Origin of the sequence: Pseudomonas sp. URMO17WK12:I6, from assembly GCF_003253625.1 — a bacterium.
In the GTDB taxonomy this organism is placed as follows: Bacteria; Pseudomonadota; Gammaproteobacteria; order Pseudomonadales; family Pseudomonadaceae; genus Aquipseudomonas.
In genome coordinates, this window is the sequence record NZ_QKYZ01000002.1 from 422,261 (window position 1) to 438,156 (window position 15,896).

Here is a 15,896-nt window from a genome sequence, read left to right on the forward strand (position 1 = left end):
TCAATGACCTCCCGTACGTCGACTACGCCGTGACGACAATCGGTCGATGAACAGATTCACGCCGATGGTCAGGGTGCCGATGGCCAGCGCCGGAATCACGATGGCTGGCGCGCCCTGATTGAGGCCGCCGATGTTCTCGCGCACCAGCGAACCGAGGTCGGCATCCGGCGGTTGCACACCGAGGCCAAGGAAGCTCATGCCACTGAGCAGCAGCACGATGAAGCCGAAGCGCAGCCCCAGATCGGTCAGCACCGGGTTGAGCATGTTCGGCAGGATTTCCACACAGGCGATGTACAACCGGCGCTCGCCACGGGTGCGGGCGACTTGCACGTATTCCAGCGCTTCGATGTTCACCGCCATGCTGCGGGCGATGCGGAACGCGCCTGGGGTGAAGCTCAGCACAGCGGTGCAAATCAGCAACAGCACCGAAGAACCGAACGCCGAGACCATGATCAACGCCAGCATCTTGCTCGGGATGGATATAAAGGCATCCATCAAACGGCTGATCACTTCGTCCAGCCATTTCGGCGACACCACCGACAGCAGCGCACATCCGGTCCCCAGCGTGCTGGCCAATACCGCTGAAATCAGCGCCAGGCCCACGGTGAACCGCGCGCCGACGAGAATGCGGCTGAGCATGTCGCGGCCCAGGTAATCGGTGCCCAACGGGTAAGCCGCGCTGAGGCTGTCGAACACATTATCGGAGACCACTTCACCCACCGGGTGCGGCGCCAGCCACGGACCGAAGATAGCCACCAGCAGCCAGATCACACACATCGCCGCCCCGACCAGGCCGAGCCACGACGGCCCATGGGCGACCTTGCCCAATGCCAGCTCCGGTCCGGCAGGCGCCGATTTCGCCATGAGATCGTTCATTGGTTTCTCAGCCTCGGATTGGAAAGAATCGCGCACAGGTCGGCAATCAGCACCAACCCCAGGTACGCCGTACAAAACAACATGGTGCAGGCCTGAACCAGCGCCATGTCGCGGTTGGTCACGGCATCGACCATCAGGCTGGCGATGCCGGGGTAGTTGAAGATCGTCTCGACGATCACCACCCCGCCCAGCAGGTACGACAGGCTCAGGGCGATGGCATTGGCAATCGGCCCGATGGCATTGGGCAAGGCATGGCGCAGGACAATCCGCACCGGGCTTACGCCCTTGAGCCGGGCCATTTCCACATAGGCGCTGTCGAGTTGATCGATTACCGCCGCCCGGGTCATGCGCGCCATTTGCGCGACAATCACGCAGCACAAGGTCATCACCGGCAAGGCGTAGGTGCGCATGAATTGCCAAGGTGAGGTGATGTCGCTGGCATAGGACAGCGCCGACAGCCAGCCCAGGTTCACCGCAAAGATCAGCACCGCCAGGGTCGCCACCAGAAACTCCGGCACGGCGACCAGGGCCAGGGTGATGAAGCTGAGGAAACTGTCCATGCGCCCGCCCCGGCCCATGGCCGAGCCGATGCCGATGATCAGCGCCACCGGCACCGACACCAGCGCCGTGACGGCCGCCAGCATCAGTGTGTTGGGCACCCGCCCGGCCATCAGCTCGCTGACCGGCAAGGCATTGGACACCGATTGCCCCATGTCGCCGCTCAGCAGGTTCATCAACCAATGCAGGTAACGCACCACACCGGGTTGATCCAGCCCCAGTTTCAGGCGCAAGGCCGCCACCTGTTCCGGCGTGGCGAATTGCCCGAGTGCCTGTTGCGCCGCGTCCCCCGGCAATACCGCCGTGATCGCAAACACGACCATAGACACGATCAACAAAGTCACGATCGCCGCGCCCAGGCGCCGGCCGATCAACCACAGTGTGTTGCTATTCATCGCCCTACCCTCATGCAATAGCCCCGCTGACGCCCGTGTGCGGCCGATCAGGCATCGAGCCAGACCTGTTCGGCGAACATGTAGCCCATGAAACCGCCGAGGGGGTTGCTGCCGTAGCCCTTGATGCGCTGGTCGACGCCGTCGATGTTGCTGATGAACACCGGCACGCCGATGCCACTGTGTTCATGCACCAGTGCCTGCATATCGGCGTACATCTTGCTGCGCTTGGCGTCGTCGGTTTCACCGCGGGCGAGCATCAGCAGTTGGTCGAACTGATCGTTCTTCCAGCCCGACTCGTTCCATGGCGCGCTGGACTGGAAGAACTGCGAGAACATCACGTCGGCGTTCGGCCGTGGGTTGATGTTGCCGAAGCTCAGCGGGTGCTTCATCCAGTGGTTGGACCAGTAGCCGTCGCTGGGCAGGCGGTTGACGTCGAGCTTGAGCCCGGCCTGTTTCGCCGATTGCTGCAACAGCACGGCGATGTCCACCGAACCGGTCGCGGCAGGCGATGCCACCAGCGGCATGCTGATGCTTTCCATGCCGGCCTTCTTCAGCAGGAATTTGGCTTTTTCCGGGTCGTAGGCCCGCTGCGGCAGGTCGGCGTTGTAGTAGCGCGAGCCAGGGGAAATCGGATGGTCGTTACCGACGACGGCAAAGCCACGGAACACCGCGGACTTCACTTGCTCACGGTCCAGCAAATACTTCATTGCCTGAGTGAATTCGGCGCTTTTACCCGGCATCTGGTCCTGACGGATGATCAGGTCGGTGTAGTTGCCCGACGGCGCATCGACGACCCGGTGTTTGGCGCTGGCCTTGATCCGTGTGGTCGAGCGTGGGTTGACCTCGTTGATCATGTGCACGTCGCCCGACAGCAGCGCGTTGACCCGTGACGGTTCGTCGGCAATCGCGATGAATTCGATCTCGTCCAGGTACGGCAGGCCCGGTTTCCAGTAGCCGGTGTTGCGCGCGGCAATCGAGCGTACGCCCGGTTTGAATTCCTTGACCGTGAACGGCCCGGTGCCGATGCCCTGGTTGAAGTCGGTGGTGCCTTCGGGAACGATCAACAAGTGCGACACGGCGAGGATCGACGGCAGCTCGGCGTTCGGCGCGCTCAGGCGGATCTGCACTTCGTGGGTGCCGGTGGCCTTGATCTCTTCGAACTGCGCCATCAGCGGCATGACCTTGGAACCGGTCAGCGGGTCTTTGTGGCGCGACAGCGAGAACACCACGTCGGCGGCGCTCAGGGTCTTGCCGTTGTGGAAGGTCACGTCCTTGCGCAGGGTGATGATCCACAGCGTCGCATCGGTGTTGTCGATGCGCTCGGCCAGTTCCAGTTGCGGCACCAGGTGGCTGTCGAAACGGGTCAGGCCGTTGTAGAACATGAAGTGACGCACGTAGTCGGTAGACAGCGCGCCCTTGGCCGGGTCCAGGGTGTCGGCGGTGGAACTGGACATGCCGGCGACGCGAATCCGCCCGCCCGGCTTGCCTTTGCCCGGGGTTGCCGCTTCTTCGGCGAACAGTTTGCCGGCAGCGCCGAACAGGCTACCGGCGCCCGCTGCGGCAACACCCGCCACGCCGAGCATCTGCAAGGCGTGGCGGCGTGACATGCCACGATTGAGGCCTTCGAATACCCGCAGGCTGTCCTGGCCGGAAATCAGTTTCGAGTCGATCTTGTTGTCAGTCATATCAGTTGTACCTGTCGAAAATCAGAAGATTCGAGTGCTCCGGTTGACCGGAACGTCCTGGAAACGCAAACGACGGTGACGCCACAACATCAACTCAATGCAAATAGTCCTGGAGGCGGTAGTAAGCGCCCACGAACGGCAAGAACCACGGCTTGCCGAAATGCCCGGGAATCGCCGGCCAGTCGAGTTCGCGCCAGGGATTGGCCTCGACTTTGCCGGCCATCACCTCGGCCATCACCTGGCCCATGTGCACCGACATCTGCACCCCATGGCCGCTGTAGCCCATGGAGTGATAAACCCCGCCGTGCTGACCGGCGCGAGGCAAACGGTCGGAGGTCATGTCCACCAGCCCGCCCCAGCAGTAGTCGATTTTCACCTTGGCCAACTGCGGGAACATCTGCACCATCGCCGCTTGCAGCACCTTGCCGCTCTTGGCGTCGGACACGCTGTCGGACATCGCAAACCGCGCACGTCCGCCGAACAGCAAGCGGTTGTCCGGGGTCAGGCGAAAGTAGTTACCGATCATGCGACTGGTGACATAGGCACGCCGACCGGGCAGCAACTGATCGATGAGGAACTGCGGCAGCACCTCAGTGGCGATCACGAAACTGCCGACCGGCACGATCCGCCGCCGATACCAGCCCAGGCCACCGTGCTGACAAGCGCCGGTCGCCAGCAATACTTGCCCGGCGTGCAAAGAACCCTTGGCGGTGTTGACCCGATAACCGCCGGCCTGGGCCTTCCAGTCCGTCACCGACGTACCTTGATAGATCAGCGCGCCGTGACGCGCCGCAGCCTCAGCCAGACCGACGCCGAAACGCCCGACATGCATCTGCACACCGTTGCGCTGCAGCAAGCCGCCATGGAACTGGGCCGAATTCACTTCGGCGCGGGTCTGTTCGGCGTTCAGCAACTCGACCTCGGCATCGACCTCCTTGCGAATCAATTCGCAGGTGCGCGCCAGGCCTTCGTAGTGCAGCGGTTTGGCCGCCAGTTTGAGCTTGCCGTTGCGCTTGAGGTCGCAAGCGATCTGCTCCTGCTCCACCAGGGACACAACGCTCTGCACCGCGCTTTCATAGGCCTGGTAATAGGCCCGCGCCTTGTCGGCACCGAGGCTGGCACTCAGCCCGGCATAGTCCTGGGCAACGCCGGTGTTGCATTGGCCGCCGTTGCGCCCGGAGGCTTCGCCGATCACTCTCCCCGCTTCCAGCACCACCACACTGGCGCCCTTCAAGGCCAGCGCGCGAGCCGCCGCCAGGCCGGTGAAACCGCCACCGACGATGGCCACGTCGACCTGCCCGGGCAATGCGCCGAGCTGAGCACCGGTGAAAGCCGGTGCGGTGTCGAGCCAGTAGGATTCACTGCCCATGTCTAACCCCTTATTCCGTGAAGAGCGCCGTTACCGTTCAACTTAGAGACCGACCAGCGCCGCCAGTCCACCGATGTCGGTGATCTGCTGGTAGCCGTAGAACGCATTGCCCGGAACCTCGTGACCGCGGGCGACGAAGGCCTTGTTCTTGATCTTCATGTCGTGGGCCGGCATCAGGTCGTAACGGAAACTGGAAGACACATGCAAGATGTCTTCCGGGCCGCAGTTGAGGTTGTCGAGCATGTACTCGAACGCGGCCAGGCGCGGCTTGTAGGCCTGGGCCTGTTCGGCGGTGAAGACTTTGTGAAACGGTGCGCCGAGCTTGTCGACGTTGGACATGATCTGGCTGTTGCTGGCGTTGGAGAAAATCACCAGGGGGATCTTGTCGGCGATTTTCGACAGACCGGCCGGCACGTCCGGGTGCGGACCCCAGGTCGGCACGGCGTCGTAATACAGCTGGCCTTCGCCACGGTATTCGACACCCCAACGCTTGCAGACCCGCGCCAGGGAGGTCTTGAGGATTTCGTCATACGGCATCCAGTCACCCATGACCTGGTCCAGGCGATAGGCCGAGAAGTCCTTGACGAACTGATCCATCTGCTCGGGCGCCACGCGGTCGGCGAACAGTTCGCGAGTCATCGTGCCCATGTGGAAATTGGTCAGCGTACCGTAGCAGTCGAACGTAATGAATTTGGGGCGTAGAAAGCTCATTGAGTGCGGTCCTGAAGTTCGTTGAGGTCATGGCGCGACAGGTATTCGCTGCGTTTCGGGAGCGGCGATGCAACGCTGCAGCACACCGTCATTACAACACCGTGAAATCAGCAGATGGCGTTAAAAGCGACCTCTGCTTGATACAAACCACCGTTTTAGCCTGCCCCCTCAGCAGACTTTGCGGCTCGCTCCAGCCTTGGGCAACCCCCGTATTTATGCGCTCTTATGGACCTTCATGGCTATGCGAGGCTGACGAACGCCCCCATTCACGGCAGAACCTGCGCCGGGCTGAACGAAAACGGGCGCTTCCCTGAGGAAGCGCCCGTTTGGGTGCGGTTTGAACCTTCTCTTGATGACTACCCGGTGTAGCAGCTGCCGAGCCTGCGAGGCGGCGTTCGGCGGCGAAGCCGTCGTGAAATCAGCTATTGCGGTGTGTCATGAAAACCTTGCAAATCGGGTTTACGACGGCTTCGCCGCCGAACGCCGCCTCGCGCTGCTCGGCAGCTGCTACGGGGGCCGTGTTATTGGACGATATCGATCAGCACACTCTTGAAGCGCAGATTGGCTTCGAAGGCTTCGCGACCCAGGTCCTTGCCGATGCCGGAGCGTTTGTAGCCACCGGTCGGCAGGATGTAGTCGTTGCTGCGTCCATAGCGGTTGACCCACACCGTGCCCGCCTCCAGCCGTCGGACCAGGCGCAGGGCGCGGTTGATGTCGGCGGTGTGCACGCCCGCCGCCAGGCCGTAGGTGGCGTGCGCGGCCAGGCTCAGTGCCTGCTGTTCGTCATCGAACGCCTGCACCGTCAGCACCGGGCCGAAGATTTCTTCACAGATCGCCGGGTTCTGATTGTCCAGGCCAGCCAGCAAGGTCGGCTGGTAATAGGCACCGCCCAGCCCTTCAAACAAACCACCGCCAGTCAGCACTTCGGCCCCGGCCTGGCGCGAACGCTGGACGATGCCGTCGATGCGACTGGCCTGCAACCGGGAAATAATCGGCGACAGCGTGCTCTCGGACGACCAGGTCGGCCCCGGGCGCAACTCCTCGAAATACGCCTGCAAGTGCGCAACGAACGGTTCCATGATCGAGCGCTCGATCAACAACCGCGAACCAGACACGCACACCTGCCCGGCATTGCCGGTGATGGCCAGCGCCACGGTGCGTGCGGTTTTCGCGATATCCGGCACGTCAGCGAACACCAGTTGCGGGCTCTTGCCGCCCAGCTCCAGGGTTACCGGTTTCGGCCCCACCAATGCGCAAGTGGACATGATGCTCGAGCCGGTCGCCGTGGAGCCGGTAAAGGTTACCTTGCCCACCCGTGGATGACGGCACAAGGCGTCGCCAGTGACGCGGCCATCGCCCTGAACCACGTTGAAAATCCCGGCAGGAATGCCCGCCTGCACCGCCAGTTCGGCAAAGCGCAGGCTGGAAAACGGCGTCAGCTCCGACGGTTTGAGCACCACGGCATTGCCGGCAGCCAGCGCCGGCGCGACTTTCCACGAAGCCATGCTCAAGGGGAAATTCCACGGCGCGATGGCGGCGATCACGCCGTACGGTTCAGCGATCTGCATGCCCAGGCGATCGGTCTGGGTCGCCGCGACTTGGCCGCCGTGCTTGTCCGCCAGTTCGGCAAAGAAACGAATGCCCTCGGCGACATAAGGAATGTCCCAGGCGATCACATCTTTATGCGGACGGGTCGAGCCCACCGCTTCCAGCGGCGCCAGCACGGCGACATCGGCTTCGATCAGATCGGCCCAGCGACGCATGACCCGTGCCCGTTCCCGGGGCGGACGGCTGGCCCAATCGCTGCGGTTAAACGCCTGCCAGGCATCGTTGACCGCCTCATCCACTAGGTCGGCATCGGCGATCGGCAACTGGGCATAGGCCTGGCCGTCTGAAGGGCGAACCACCTCGAGCCCCGGTTGAGCGTCACGGTATTTTCCGGCAATAAAATGAGCGCTGCGCACAGCGATAAGGCGAGGATCGAAGCTATCCATGGAGCACTCCAAAAAGGGACGGCGAGGCGTTTACTCAGGCCTCCATCGTAGAAAAAAAGCCCAAGCATTTGCTGCCGACCTTATGGGGCAATTAAGTAGTAAGTGTGGTCTGCAGGCCTTTGATGTGAGGAATCTGCCGAATCCTTCCGCCCCCCTTGTCAGGCCTTCACACAGATGGGATACAGGCATCCTCGCGCCGGAAAACCGGTTGATTGCGCACACTGTAAACGGAGACTCGCCATGTCCGCCTCGCACCCTTCCACTTATGTTTATCGGCCGATGACCGCCGCCGACCTGCCTTCGGCCCACGCCTTGTCTGTTGAGTTGAAGTGGCCTCATCGCCTGGAAGACTGGGCGATGCTACAGCGGGTCAGCGAAGGTTTCGTGGTGCTCGATGGCCCGCGTTTAATCGGTACCGCATTCGCCTGCCGGCAAGGCGACTTCGCCACCATCGGCCTGGTGATTGTCAGTGACGACTATCAGGGCAAGGGCATCGGCCGTCGATTGATGGAGCACGCACTGGAGGCCTGCCAGTCGCGCACGCCGATGCTCAATGCGACCCTCGCCGGTGCGCCGCTTTATGCCAGCCAGGGGTTTGTCGAGTTCGGACGGATTCAGCAGCATCAAGGCCTGGCCCAGGTGCCCGCGCTTGAACCACTGGCGGACGGTGAGGAATGCCGCCCGTTACAGGCGACGGATCGGGCTCCTCAACTGGCACTGGCCAACGCCGGCAGTGGTCTGGACCGGCAAGCGGTGCTCACGGAGCTGTTTGCGGTGGCCGAGCATTCGGTAGGCATCGAGCGCGACGGTCAGTTGCGTGCCTTCGCCCTGCTGCGCCCGTTTGGTCGCGGTCGTTGCCTCGGCCCGGTCATCGCCGAAAATCTTGAACAGGCCAAACACCTGATCGCCGTGTTGCTGGCCCAAGTGCCGGACGCTTTCGTGCGAATCGACATTCCAGCGGACAGTGGTTTGAGCGAGTGGCTGGAGCTGGCCGGTCTCAAACAGGTCGACACCGTGGCGCAAATGGCACGGGGTACACCGCCGCAAGCGGCCAACGGCGTACGCCAATTTGCCCTTGTCACCCAAGCCATCGGCTGATTCCGGCGCGCGATGAAGCGAGCGCCTTCCATCACTTTCTACCCCCCATTTGCAGGGAGCGTCACCCGCATGTCTCAACCCACCATTGTGCTGTTGGCCCGCGCCGACGGCAGCCGCGTTTCTACGTCTTTCAAGGCAGCGCCCTTGAGTTCCATCGATCCGTTCATGGACGGTCGTCAGATCGCCTACATTGGGTCCGACGGCGTCTCGGCGGGCCTTGTTCACACCAGCAAAACCGTCGATATCGAGCACTTTCCGCACACCGAAGTGATCGTGGTCCATGCGGGGCACGTCGTGCTGCAATCCGGGGAACAGGTGCTGGAACTGGGCATCGGTGCCAGCGCGGTGATCGGTCGCGGCACAGCGCTCAGGTTTCAGGCACAACCCGATACGTGCTGGGCCTTCTGCGCCGTCACCAGCCCCAGCGCCGAACAGAAACCGGGGCTGACAGCGCTCGACCCGCTGGCGATGCTGTCCCCTTCGGCGGCACCGGAACCGCAGATACTGATCGGGCCTACGCCGCAGTGCCGCTCGCGCAATGCCTTCGAAGATGACACCACTGATCTGCGCGTCGGCGTGTGGGATTCGACGCCGTACACCCGCCATGGCCGAGCGCACAAACTCAACGAGCTGATGCACCTGCTCGAAGGCAGCGTGACTTTGCAGGCGTCGGATGGAACCAGCGTAACGGTCAACCCCGGTGACACCGTGTTCGTGCCGCAAGGCGCACCGTGCGCCTGGAGCAGTGCGCGGTATGTGCGCAAGGTGTATGCCGTCAAATAGGGAACTGTGGGAGCGCCGCACCGCCGCTCCCACAGGTATTTGTGCTGAGTTCAGCAAGATCTTTGAATCAGAGGTATTTGAGAATCGCGATGTCGCGACGCTGCTGCTTGAGGTTGGCGAACCAGCGCGTCGGGAAGAACAGCAGCACCCCGAGAATCACGCTCCACAGCCAGACCATCGGCAGGTTGTCGAAGCCGTAATAGGTGCCCTGATTGGCGCCCCAGATGGCAACGGCCACCAGGTACATGGCCTTCAGCACATACAGGTGCAGCAAGTAGAAGAACATCGGCGCGCCGCCGTAGACCGCCAGGGTCGCGGTGGACCAGCGATCCTGGGCCTTCTCGAACACCGCCAGAAGAATCAGCCCCAGGCCGAGGGTCGGCATCAGGAACATCAGTGACGGCGGATACTTCTTCGCGCTCATGAAACTCATGAAGGTGCGCAGCGAATCACCGGTCTGCACCCAGGGTTTCTCGCCGTAAACGTTCAGGTATCGAATGAATACGAACGCCAGCAGCAGGCCGACGCCAACCTTGAGCAAGCGGGAAATCCGCTCGGCCGGTTCCATGTCCTTGCCGAACCATGGCCCGATGGCCCAGCCCAGCAGAATCACGCCGATCCACGGCAACACCGGATACGTGGTGCGAGCCCGGGTGAACTCGGTGATGTCGATGAATACGCGCTGATGCAGGATCGACCACGGCACGAAGACCGGCGACTCCGGCCCCACGGTCACGCCATCGAGCAGGTTGTGCCCGGCGACAATGGCCACCCCGAGCACGATCAGCCAACCGCGCTTGAAGTGCAGCAACCCGGCAAGCACGATCATGCAAATGCCAATGCACCAGATCACTTGCAGCCAAAGCGTCTTGGGCGGGAACTCGGCGTTCCAGGCAAAGCATACGAATGTGAGCTCCAGAAACACCAGGAACAGCCCGCGCTTGAGCAGAAACACCGAGGTTTCACTGGCCGTGTGTTTCTGGCTGTAGAGCCAGGCCGACAACCCGGTGAGGAAGATGAACACCGGGGCGCAAAGGGTGCTCAGCAGGCGGGTGAAAAACAGGTCCGGGGTCACGTTCAGCGCATCGATCGGGTCGGTGACCTGACGGTGCAGCAGAAAGGTTTCGCGCACATGGTCGATGAGCATCAACAGCATGACGAAGCCGCGCAAGGCATCGATAGCCAACATCCGGGTGTTGGTTTTGGCAACGCTGGTGGCCAGCGCAGGGGAAACACTTCCCGCCTGCCCTGCCACGCTTGTAGATAGGGTCATATCAGTCACTCATGTCTTGGTCAGTGGACTACCGCTGGCTCAGCCCTGTTTCTTCAGCCTGGCAACTTCCGATGCCGGCAGCTGCGACGGCGCCCGCGGCAAGGGTACCTGACCTTCCTTTCGATAGAGCGACAGTGTTGAACTGAAGCCGTGCAACGACCTGCCCCTCTCTCTGAACGCATTACAACGCAGGCGATTTTGCGCTTTGTTCCGAATTCATCGCCCGTAACGCAAACGAAGACTGTTTTCGCCGCGTAAACAGCGGTTTATACGGCCTGCGCCAGCATGAAGCGTGTTGAAGCGGTTGTGCGGCCCCGATGTCCGATTGAGGTGCATGCCCAAACCGAATTCTCCGTAGCAGCTGTCGAGCAGCGCGAGGCGGCGTTCGGCGGCGAAGCAGCCGCAAAATCAGTCACTGCGATCCGTCAGGTACACCGTGCATTCAGGGTTTACGACTGCTACGCAGCCGAACGCCACCTCGCGCTGCTCGGCAGCTGCTACACAGAGCCCGTCGCGCGCCTCTTTCGAAGGCGCGGCAGGCTGCAAGGGAATGGGGGGGATGTGGAGTCAGCTTCAGTGCCGCAACAATTTGCGCAGCGGCACGCCGTCCTTCAGTACGGGTGACTTGATGACGATGTAGCTGAAATACTTGGAGATGCCGATGTTCTTGTCCAGCAGGCTTTCGACCACTTCCTGATAATGCTGGATGCTGCGTGTCATGAAGCGCACCAGGTAATCGTAGCCACCGCTGATCAGGTGGCATTCGAGCACTTCGTCGACCAGACGGATATTGGACTCGAACTTGGCGAAGTCTTCGCGCTTGTGGTCGCTCAAGGTTATCTCGGTGAACACCGTGACCGAGTCGGTGATCTTGGCCAGGTTCAGGTGAGCCTTGTAGCTGGAAATATACCCGGCCGACTCCAGCCGCTTGACCCGTTGCAGGCAGGGGCTGGCCGACAGGCCCACGGCATCGGCCAGGCTGACGTTGGTCATGCGCCCGTCCTTTTGCAGCTCAACCAGGATGCTGATGTCGATTCGGTCCAGTTTTACTAAACCTTCCATTGCGTACCTCTTGACTGCCGTTTGTAAGACAATCTTCTAGCAAAATCAGCGCCGTAAAGACAGCTGATGCTGAGCCACCAGATCCGCCATGCTGTTGATGCAGTAATCCGCCGCGCACGGCGACGGTTGTCTGGCCCGGCCGCGACAGATCAGGCAGACCGCCCCCGCCCCCGGTTGCCGGGCGCCAGGCCGAGTTACCTGGAGGATGGTGTTGGCATCAAGGTCATTGGCCGCCAGCCAGTCATGGTCCTGCAATGGGTCGCTTGCCAGGGAAATAAAATCGTCGGGCAGGATCCCCAGGCGTTCGCACAACAGGCCGCGATCTTCGGCGTCACGGTCGCCATGCACCAGCAGGCGATAGAACTTGCGCAAGTACAGCATGGCGCCGGGTGCATCCTCGAACAACGACCAGCCGACGACGGACCGGGCGAAGCTCATGCCCTCCTCCCAACTGGCTTTCAACGCCCAGCGCTCGGCCAATTGACGGTGTGCGAAACACAGCAAACCACTGAAGCCCAACTCGCCGAAACGCGGGTACAGCGCCCGCACCACCTCGCTGAATTCGGCCAGCACCTGTGCCTTGTCCGGGTGACCGCCACGGCTGTCGAGCAGCGGCTGCAACGCCGCCCAGACTCCGGAATCGCGATCCACCAGCACCTCATCGCAATCGATCAGCAACGCTCGATAATCAGTCAGCCCCATGGTGTGTAAAGCCTCCGATGATGCATTCCATCAATCCATGCTCCATAAATGCTCACGGGCGATGCCGTGTGGCAGCGCCCGTGAGCTGGCGTGAGCTCAGTTCAAGACTCGTGCCAGTGCCGCGTCGAGAATCTGCAACGCTTCATCGATCTGTGCTTCGCTGGTCACCAGTGGCGCGAGGAAACGCAACACGTTGCGTTGCACGCCGCACTTGATTACCAACAGGCCACCGGCCCGGGCTTCGTCGATCAGTCGTTGGTTGAGGTCGGCGTCCGGGGTCCGTGCCTCGTCATCCTTGATCAGTTCGATCGCCAGCATGAAGCCGCTGCCGCGCACGTCGCCGATCCGCGGGTAACGGGCCTGCAAGCTCAACAGTCCCTGACGCAGACGCTCGCCCAACGCTTCGCCACGGGCCAGCAACTGCTCTTGCTCGTAGGCTTCGATCACCGCCAGCGCCGCCGCGCACGACAGCGCGTTGCCGCCGTAAGTACCGCCGAGGCCGCCTGGCAATGGCGCGTCCATGATCTCGGCTTTGCCGACCACACCGGACAGCGGCAAACCGCCGGCCAGGCTCTTGGCCACGGTGACCAGATCCGGCTGAATCCCGGCGTGCTGGAAACCGAACCACTTGCCGGTACGCCCGAAACCGGTCTGGATCTCATCGAGGATCAGCACGATGCCGTGCTTTTCAGTCAGCGCGCGCAGGGCCTGAAGAAACTCCGCCGGTGCCGCAAGGAAACCGCCATCGCCCTGCACCGGTTCGATGATGATCGCCGCGACCCGCTCAGGCGCCACTTGGGTCGCCAACAACTCGTCCAGTGCCTTGAGCGCCATGTCGCTGGTGACGCCGCGATAGGCATTCGGATACGGAGTATGGAAAACCTCCGGCGCGAACGGCCCGAAGTTCTGTTTATACGGCTGGCTCATGCCGGTCAGCGTGGTGCCGAGCAAGGTCCGGCCATGGAACCCACCACGAAAGGCGATCACCGCCGAGCGGTTGGTGTGGGCGCGGGCAATCTTCACCGCGTTTTCCACCGCTTCGGCGCCGGAGGTGAAGAACGCTGCTTTATAAGCGTCCTGGCCGCCGATCATTTCGCACAGGCGCTGGGCCAGGTCGAGATAAGGCTTATAGGCCACCACCTGAAAACAGGCGTGGGAGATTTTTTGCAACTGCGCCTGCACCGCCGCGACCACCTTCGGGTGATTGTGACCGATGTTAAGCACACCGATACCGCCGACAAAGTCCAGGTAGCGCTTGCCGTCCACGTCCCACAATTCTGAACCCAGGGCCCGATCGATCACCAACGGATGCGCGGTAACCAGGCCACGTGGCACGAATTGATCGCGCTGACGGAGCAAATGAGGGGTTTCGTCGACTTTGCTATTCATGGCATTTCCCATCGTGAGTCCGGCAACCGGGAAGTGGTTGCGATGGTGTTCAGGTTAAGGCTTGCGCGAAACGAACTACGCCGAACTTGCCCCCTGAGAAATTCGGATCGACTGTTTTCACCCCGCCAAACGGCAGATTCCTTCAGCCCGCCGAATCTGCCGATGCCGGGTCGATACAAGATCACACAACCCGTTAAAGCCGCTGCTTTCGACAGATCCTGCGCTGGTATTGCGCGATGATGGGCAGCCCCTTCACCTTTCAGGAAATGCCCATGGCCCTGCTGTATAAAGCTGACCCTGTGCGCGGCAAACAGTGGCAAGCGCTGTTTGCCGAACACGCCCCGGATATCGAATGGCGCGCCTGGCCGGACATCGGCGACCCGAAGGACATTCAATACCTGGCCGCATGGCAGGCACCTGACGATCTCGACGTTGTGCTGCCGAATCTGCAAGTGCTGTTTGCCTTGTCCGCCGGCGTCGATCAACTCGACCTCGGTCGCTTGCCGGCGAGCTTGCCGGTGGTGCGTCTGCTGGATCCGGGCATCACCCGTGGCATGTGCGAATACGCGACTTTTGCCGTACTCAGCCTGCACCGCGACATGCTGCGCTACCGCCAGCAACAAATGGCCCGCTGCTGGCAGGCGCACTTGCTGCAACCGGCGGCCAAACGTCGGGTCGGGGTCATGGGGCTCGGTGCCCAGGCGCAGCAGATTCTGGCGACCTTGCAACCGCTGGGCTTTGCCTTGTCTGGCTGGGCGCGCAGTGCCCATCACATTCCGGGGGTCGATTGCTATGCCGGCAACGCGCAACTGTCGGCGTTCCTCAGCCAGTGCGACATTCTGTTGTGTGTGTTGCCGCTGACCGAACAGACCCAGGGCATTCTTGATCGCAACCTGTTTGAGCAACTGCCCAAGGGCGGGGCGCTGATCAACATGGGCCGTGGTGGGCATTTGATCGAAGAGGATCTGCTGGAAGCGCTGGACAGCGGGCACTTGAGCGGCGCAGTCCTTGATGTGCTGCAACAGGAACCGGCACCGGTAGATCATCCGTTCTGGCACCACCCGCAGATTCTGCTGACGCCACACATCGCGGCGATGACCCAGCCGGAAAGCGCGTTCGGGGTGTTGCTGGAGAACATCCGCCGGCATCAACGGGGTGAGCCGATGCTCGGCGAGATCGATCGCGCGCAGGGTTATTGAACGCCGATGCAGTAACGGGCGCTCAGGGGCTAATGCCGGTCAGTTCAGCCGCAACGCACTCTTTGTGCGTTCGCCGTAGCAGCTGTCGAGCTTGCGAGGCTGCGTTCGGCTGCAGAGCAGTCGTAAAACCAGACATTGCGGTGCATCAGGCAGACCGCGTTAGCCGGATTCACGACTGCTTCGCAGCCGAACGCAGCCTCGCAAGCTCGACAGCTGCTACAGATCGCATTACGGCTTAATTGTCCGGCATTAATAGGTTTAGTGGGTGCCCGGAATACTGTTATCGCAGGAAATGTATTGCCCGCCACGCCGGATCAGTTGTTCCTGCATGCGCTGGCAGCGTTCCAGTTCCTGCTGCATCGAACGGTCGATGCTGATATTGCCAGTCTTCTCTGGTTGTTTGCCGTCGCCCAGGCGCAACGTCACCCAGGGCTGTTCCGGCTGGAGCTGGAAGCGGCTTTTTTCTTCGATGGGCTTGGCGGTTTCGGTTGCTGGCGGTTTCGGCAGTTGATCGGAGGTGACCCCGTAACGGGTCAGAATCGAGCTCTGAGGCAGTTCTGCGGCGGCGGCGGCCGATAACAAGGCCAGCGCCAGACCGAAGGTGTACCTCTTGCTGTTACTCACGTTACTAAATCTCCTGTACTCAATGGCGGCATGCAGCTATAGCGTTATAGCGTAACGCATGAGAGGGCTGATGCTTTAGTGCCAGTTCCTGTTGATGCAGGTATTCGAGTCCGGGAGCGGTTGGTGAGTCACGGAGACAACCGCGTTATCGTTCTTTGCGGGCAAGCCTCGCTCCTGC

At 61.7% G+C, this 15,896-nt stretch carries 14 protein-coding genes; 3 read left to right on the forward strand and 11 right to left on the reverse strand.

The window, feature by feature from the left end:
* From F475_RS05610 to F475_RS05635, 6 genes are all read right to left on the reverse strand, one after another.
* On the reverse strand, positions 1-876 hold the full coding sequence (locus F475_RS05610; protein ID WP_018925983.1) for an ABC transporter permease: 876 nt from the start codon (positions 874-876) through the stop codon (positions 1-3).
* Positions 873-1,829 carry an ABC transporter permease gene (locus F475_RS05615; protein ID WP_019578992.1) on the reverse strand — a complete coding sequence of 319 codons (957 nt, stop codon included), beginning with the start codon at positions 1,827-1,829 and terminating at the stop codon, positions 873-875. Before F475_RS05615 ends, F475_RS05610 begins: the two co-directional genes overlap by 4 nt.
* A 47-nt stretch (positions 1,830-1,876) precedes the next feature.
* The gene (locus F475_RS05620) at positions 1,877-3,514 is read right to left on the reverse strand and encodes an ABC transporter substrate-binding protein (RefSeq protein ID WP_111453369.1); all 1,638 of its coding nucleotides are present in this window, start codon (positions 3,512-3,514) and stop codon (positions 1,877-1,879) included.
* Positions 3,515-3,608: 94 nt separating this feature from the next.
* Entirely contained in the window at positions 3,609-4,883 is a 1,275-nt protein-coding gene (locus tag F475_RS05625; RefSeq protein WP_064617988.1) for an FAD-binding oxidoreductase, read from the reverse strand.
* Between the two features lie 42 nt (positions 4,884-4,925).
* Complete coding sequence (locus F475_RS05630; protein WP_018925987.1) at positions 4,926-5,594, reverse strand: haloacid dehalogenase type II; 669 nt, start codon at positions 5,592-5,594, stop codon at positions 4,926-4,928.
* Between the two features lie 521 nt (positions 5,595-6,115).
* Positions 6,116-7,588: an aldehyde dehydrogenase gene (locus F475_RS05635; protein ID WP_111453370.1), complete on the reverse strand. Its 1,473-nt coding sequence runs from the start codon at positions 7,586-7,588 to the stop codon at positions 6,116-6,118.
* Positions 7,589-7,828: 240 nt separating this feature from the next.
* On the opposite strand from F475_RS05635, the gene F475_RS05640 reads away from it, so the two are divergent.
* Both F475_RS05640 and F475_RS05645 read left to right on the forward strand, forming a co-directional pair.
* The gene (locus F475_RS05640) at positions 7,829-8,686 is read left to right on the forward strand and encodes a GNAT family N-acetyltransferase (RefSeq protein WP_111453371.1); all 858 of its coding nucleotides are present in this window, start codon (positions 7,829-7,831) and stop codon (positions 8,684-8,686) included.
* Positions 8,687-8,755: 69 nt separating this feature from the next.
* Positions 8,756-9,469: a cupin domain-containing protein gene (locus F475_RS05645; RefSeq protein ID WP_111453372.1), complete on the forward strand. Its 714-nt coding sequence runs from the start codon at positions 8,756-8,758 to the stop codon at positions 9,467-9,469.
* Between the two features lie 67 nt (positions 9,470-9,536).
* On the opposite strand, the gene F475_RS05650 is transcribed toward F475_RS05645, so the two are convergent.
* The 4 genes from F475_RS05650 to gabT form a co-directional block, all read right to left on the reverse strand.
* A complete protein-coding gene (locus tag F475_RS05650) occupies positions 9,537-10,742 on the reverse strand; it encodes a DUF1624 domain-containing protein (RefSeq protein ID WP_111453373.1) in 1,206 nt (401 codons plus the stop codon).
* Positions 10,743-11,315: 573 nt separating this feature from the next.
* Positions 11,316-11,804, reverse strand: coding sequence for an Lrp/AsnC family transcriptional regulator (locus F475_RS05660; RefSeq protein ID WP_003174918.1), 489 nt, complete (start codon positions 11,802-11,804; stop codon positions 11,316-11,318).
* 45 nt (positions 11,805-11,849) lie between these two features.
* Entirely contained in the window at positions 11,850-12,506 is a 657-nt protein-coding gene (locus F475_RS05665; RefSeq protein ID WP_111453374.1) for a 2-haloalkanoic acid dehalogenase, read from the reverse strand.
* Positions 12,507-12,602: 96 nt separating this feature from the next.
* Entirely contained in the window at positions 12,603-13,895 is a 1,293-nt protein-coding gene (gabT, locus tag F475_RS05670) for a 4-aminobutyrate--2-oxoglutarate transaminase (RefSeq protein ID WP_111453375.1), read from the reverse strand.
* A gap of 272 nt (positions 13,896-14,167) precedes the next feature.
* On the opposite strand from gabT, the gene F475_RS05675 reads away from it, so the two are divergent.
* Positions 14,168-15,094, forward strand: a complete 927-nt coding sequence (locus tag F475_RS05675; RefSeq protein WP_111453406.1) for a glyoxylate/hydroxypyruvate reductase A — start codon at positions 14,168-14,170, stop codon at positions 15,092-15,094.
* 258 nt (positions 15,095-15,352) lie between these two features.
* On the opposite strand, the gene F475_RS05685 is transcribed toward F475_RS05675, so the two are convergent.
* On the reverse strand, positions 15,353-15,718 hold the full coding sequence (locus F475_RS05685) for a hypothetical protein (protein ID WP_086944260.1): 366 nt from the start codon (positions 15,716-15,718) through the stop codon (positions 15,353-15,355).
* Positions 15,719-15,896: the final 178 nt, after the last annotated feature.

What these genes read in the sequence shown, in the direction of transcription:
- F475_RS05610 (WP_018925983.1), bottom strand. Translation starts at nt 876, where the DNA reads ATGAACGATCTCATGGCGAAATCGGCGCCTGCCGGACCGGAGCTGGCA.
- F475_RS05615 (WP_019578992.1), bottom strand. Translation starts at nt 1,829, where the DNA reads ATGAATAGCAACACACTGTGGTTGATCGGCCGGCGCCTGGGCGCGGCG.
- F475_RS05620 (WP_111453369.1), bottom strand. Translation starts at nt 3,514, where the DNA reads ATGACTGACAACAAGATCGACTCGAAACTGATTTCCGGCCAGGACAGC.
- F475_RS05625 (WP_064617988.1), bottom strand. Translation starts at nt 4,883, where the DNA reads ATGGGCAGTGAATCCTACTGGCTCGACACCGCACCGGCTTTCACCGGT.
- F475_RS05630 (WP_018925987.1), bottom strand. Translation starts at nt 5,594, where the DNA reads ATGAGCTTTCTACGCCCCAAATTCATTACGTTCGACTGCTACGGTACG.
- F475_RS05635 (WP_111453370.1), bottom strand. Translation starts at nt 7,588, where the DNA reads ATGGATAGCTTCGATCCTCGCCTTATCGCTGTGCGCAGCGCTCATTTT.
- F475_RS05640 (WP_111453371.1), top strand. Translation starts at nt 7,829, where the DNA reads ATGTCCGCCTCGCACCCTTCCACTTATGTTTATCGGCCGATGACCGCC.
- F475_RS05645 (WP_111453372.1), top strand. Translation starts at nt 8,756, where the DNA reads ATGTCTCAACCCACCATTGTGCTGTTGGCCCGCGCCGACGGCAGCCGC.
- F475_RS05650 (WP_111453373.1), bottom strand. Translation starts at nt 10,742, where the DNA reads ATGACCCTATCTACAAGCGTGGCAGGGCAGGCGGGAAGTGTTTCCCCT.
- F475_RS05660 (WP_003174918.1), bottom strand. Translation starts at nt 11,804, where the DNA reads ATGGAAGGTTTAGTAAAACTGGACCGAATCGACATCAGCATCCTGGTT.
- F475_RS05665 (WP_111453374.1), bottom strand. Translation starts at nt 12,506, where the DNA reads ATGGGGCTGACTGATTATCGAGCGTTGCTGATCGATTGCGATGAGGTG.
- gabT (WP_111453375.1), bottom strand. Translation starts at nt 13,895, where the DNA reads ATGAATAGCAAAGTCGACGAAACCCCTCATTTGCTCCGTCAGCGCGAT.
- F475_RS05675 (WP_111453406.1), top strand. Translation starts at nt 14,168, where the DNA reads ATGGCCCTGCTGTATAAAGCTGACCCTGTGCGCGGCAAACAGTGGCAA.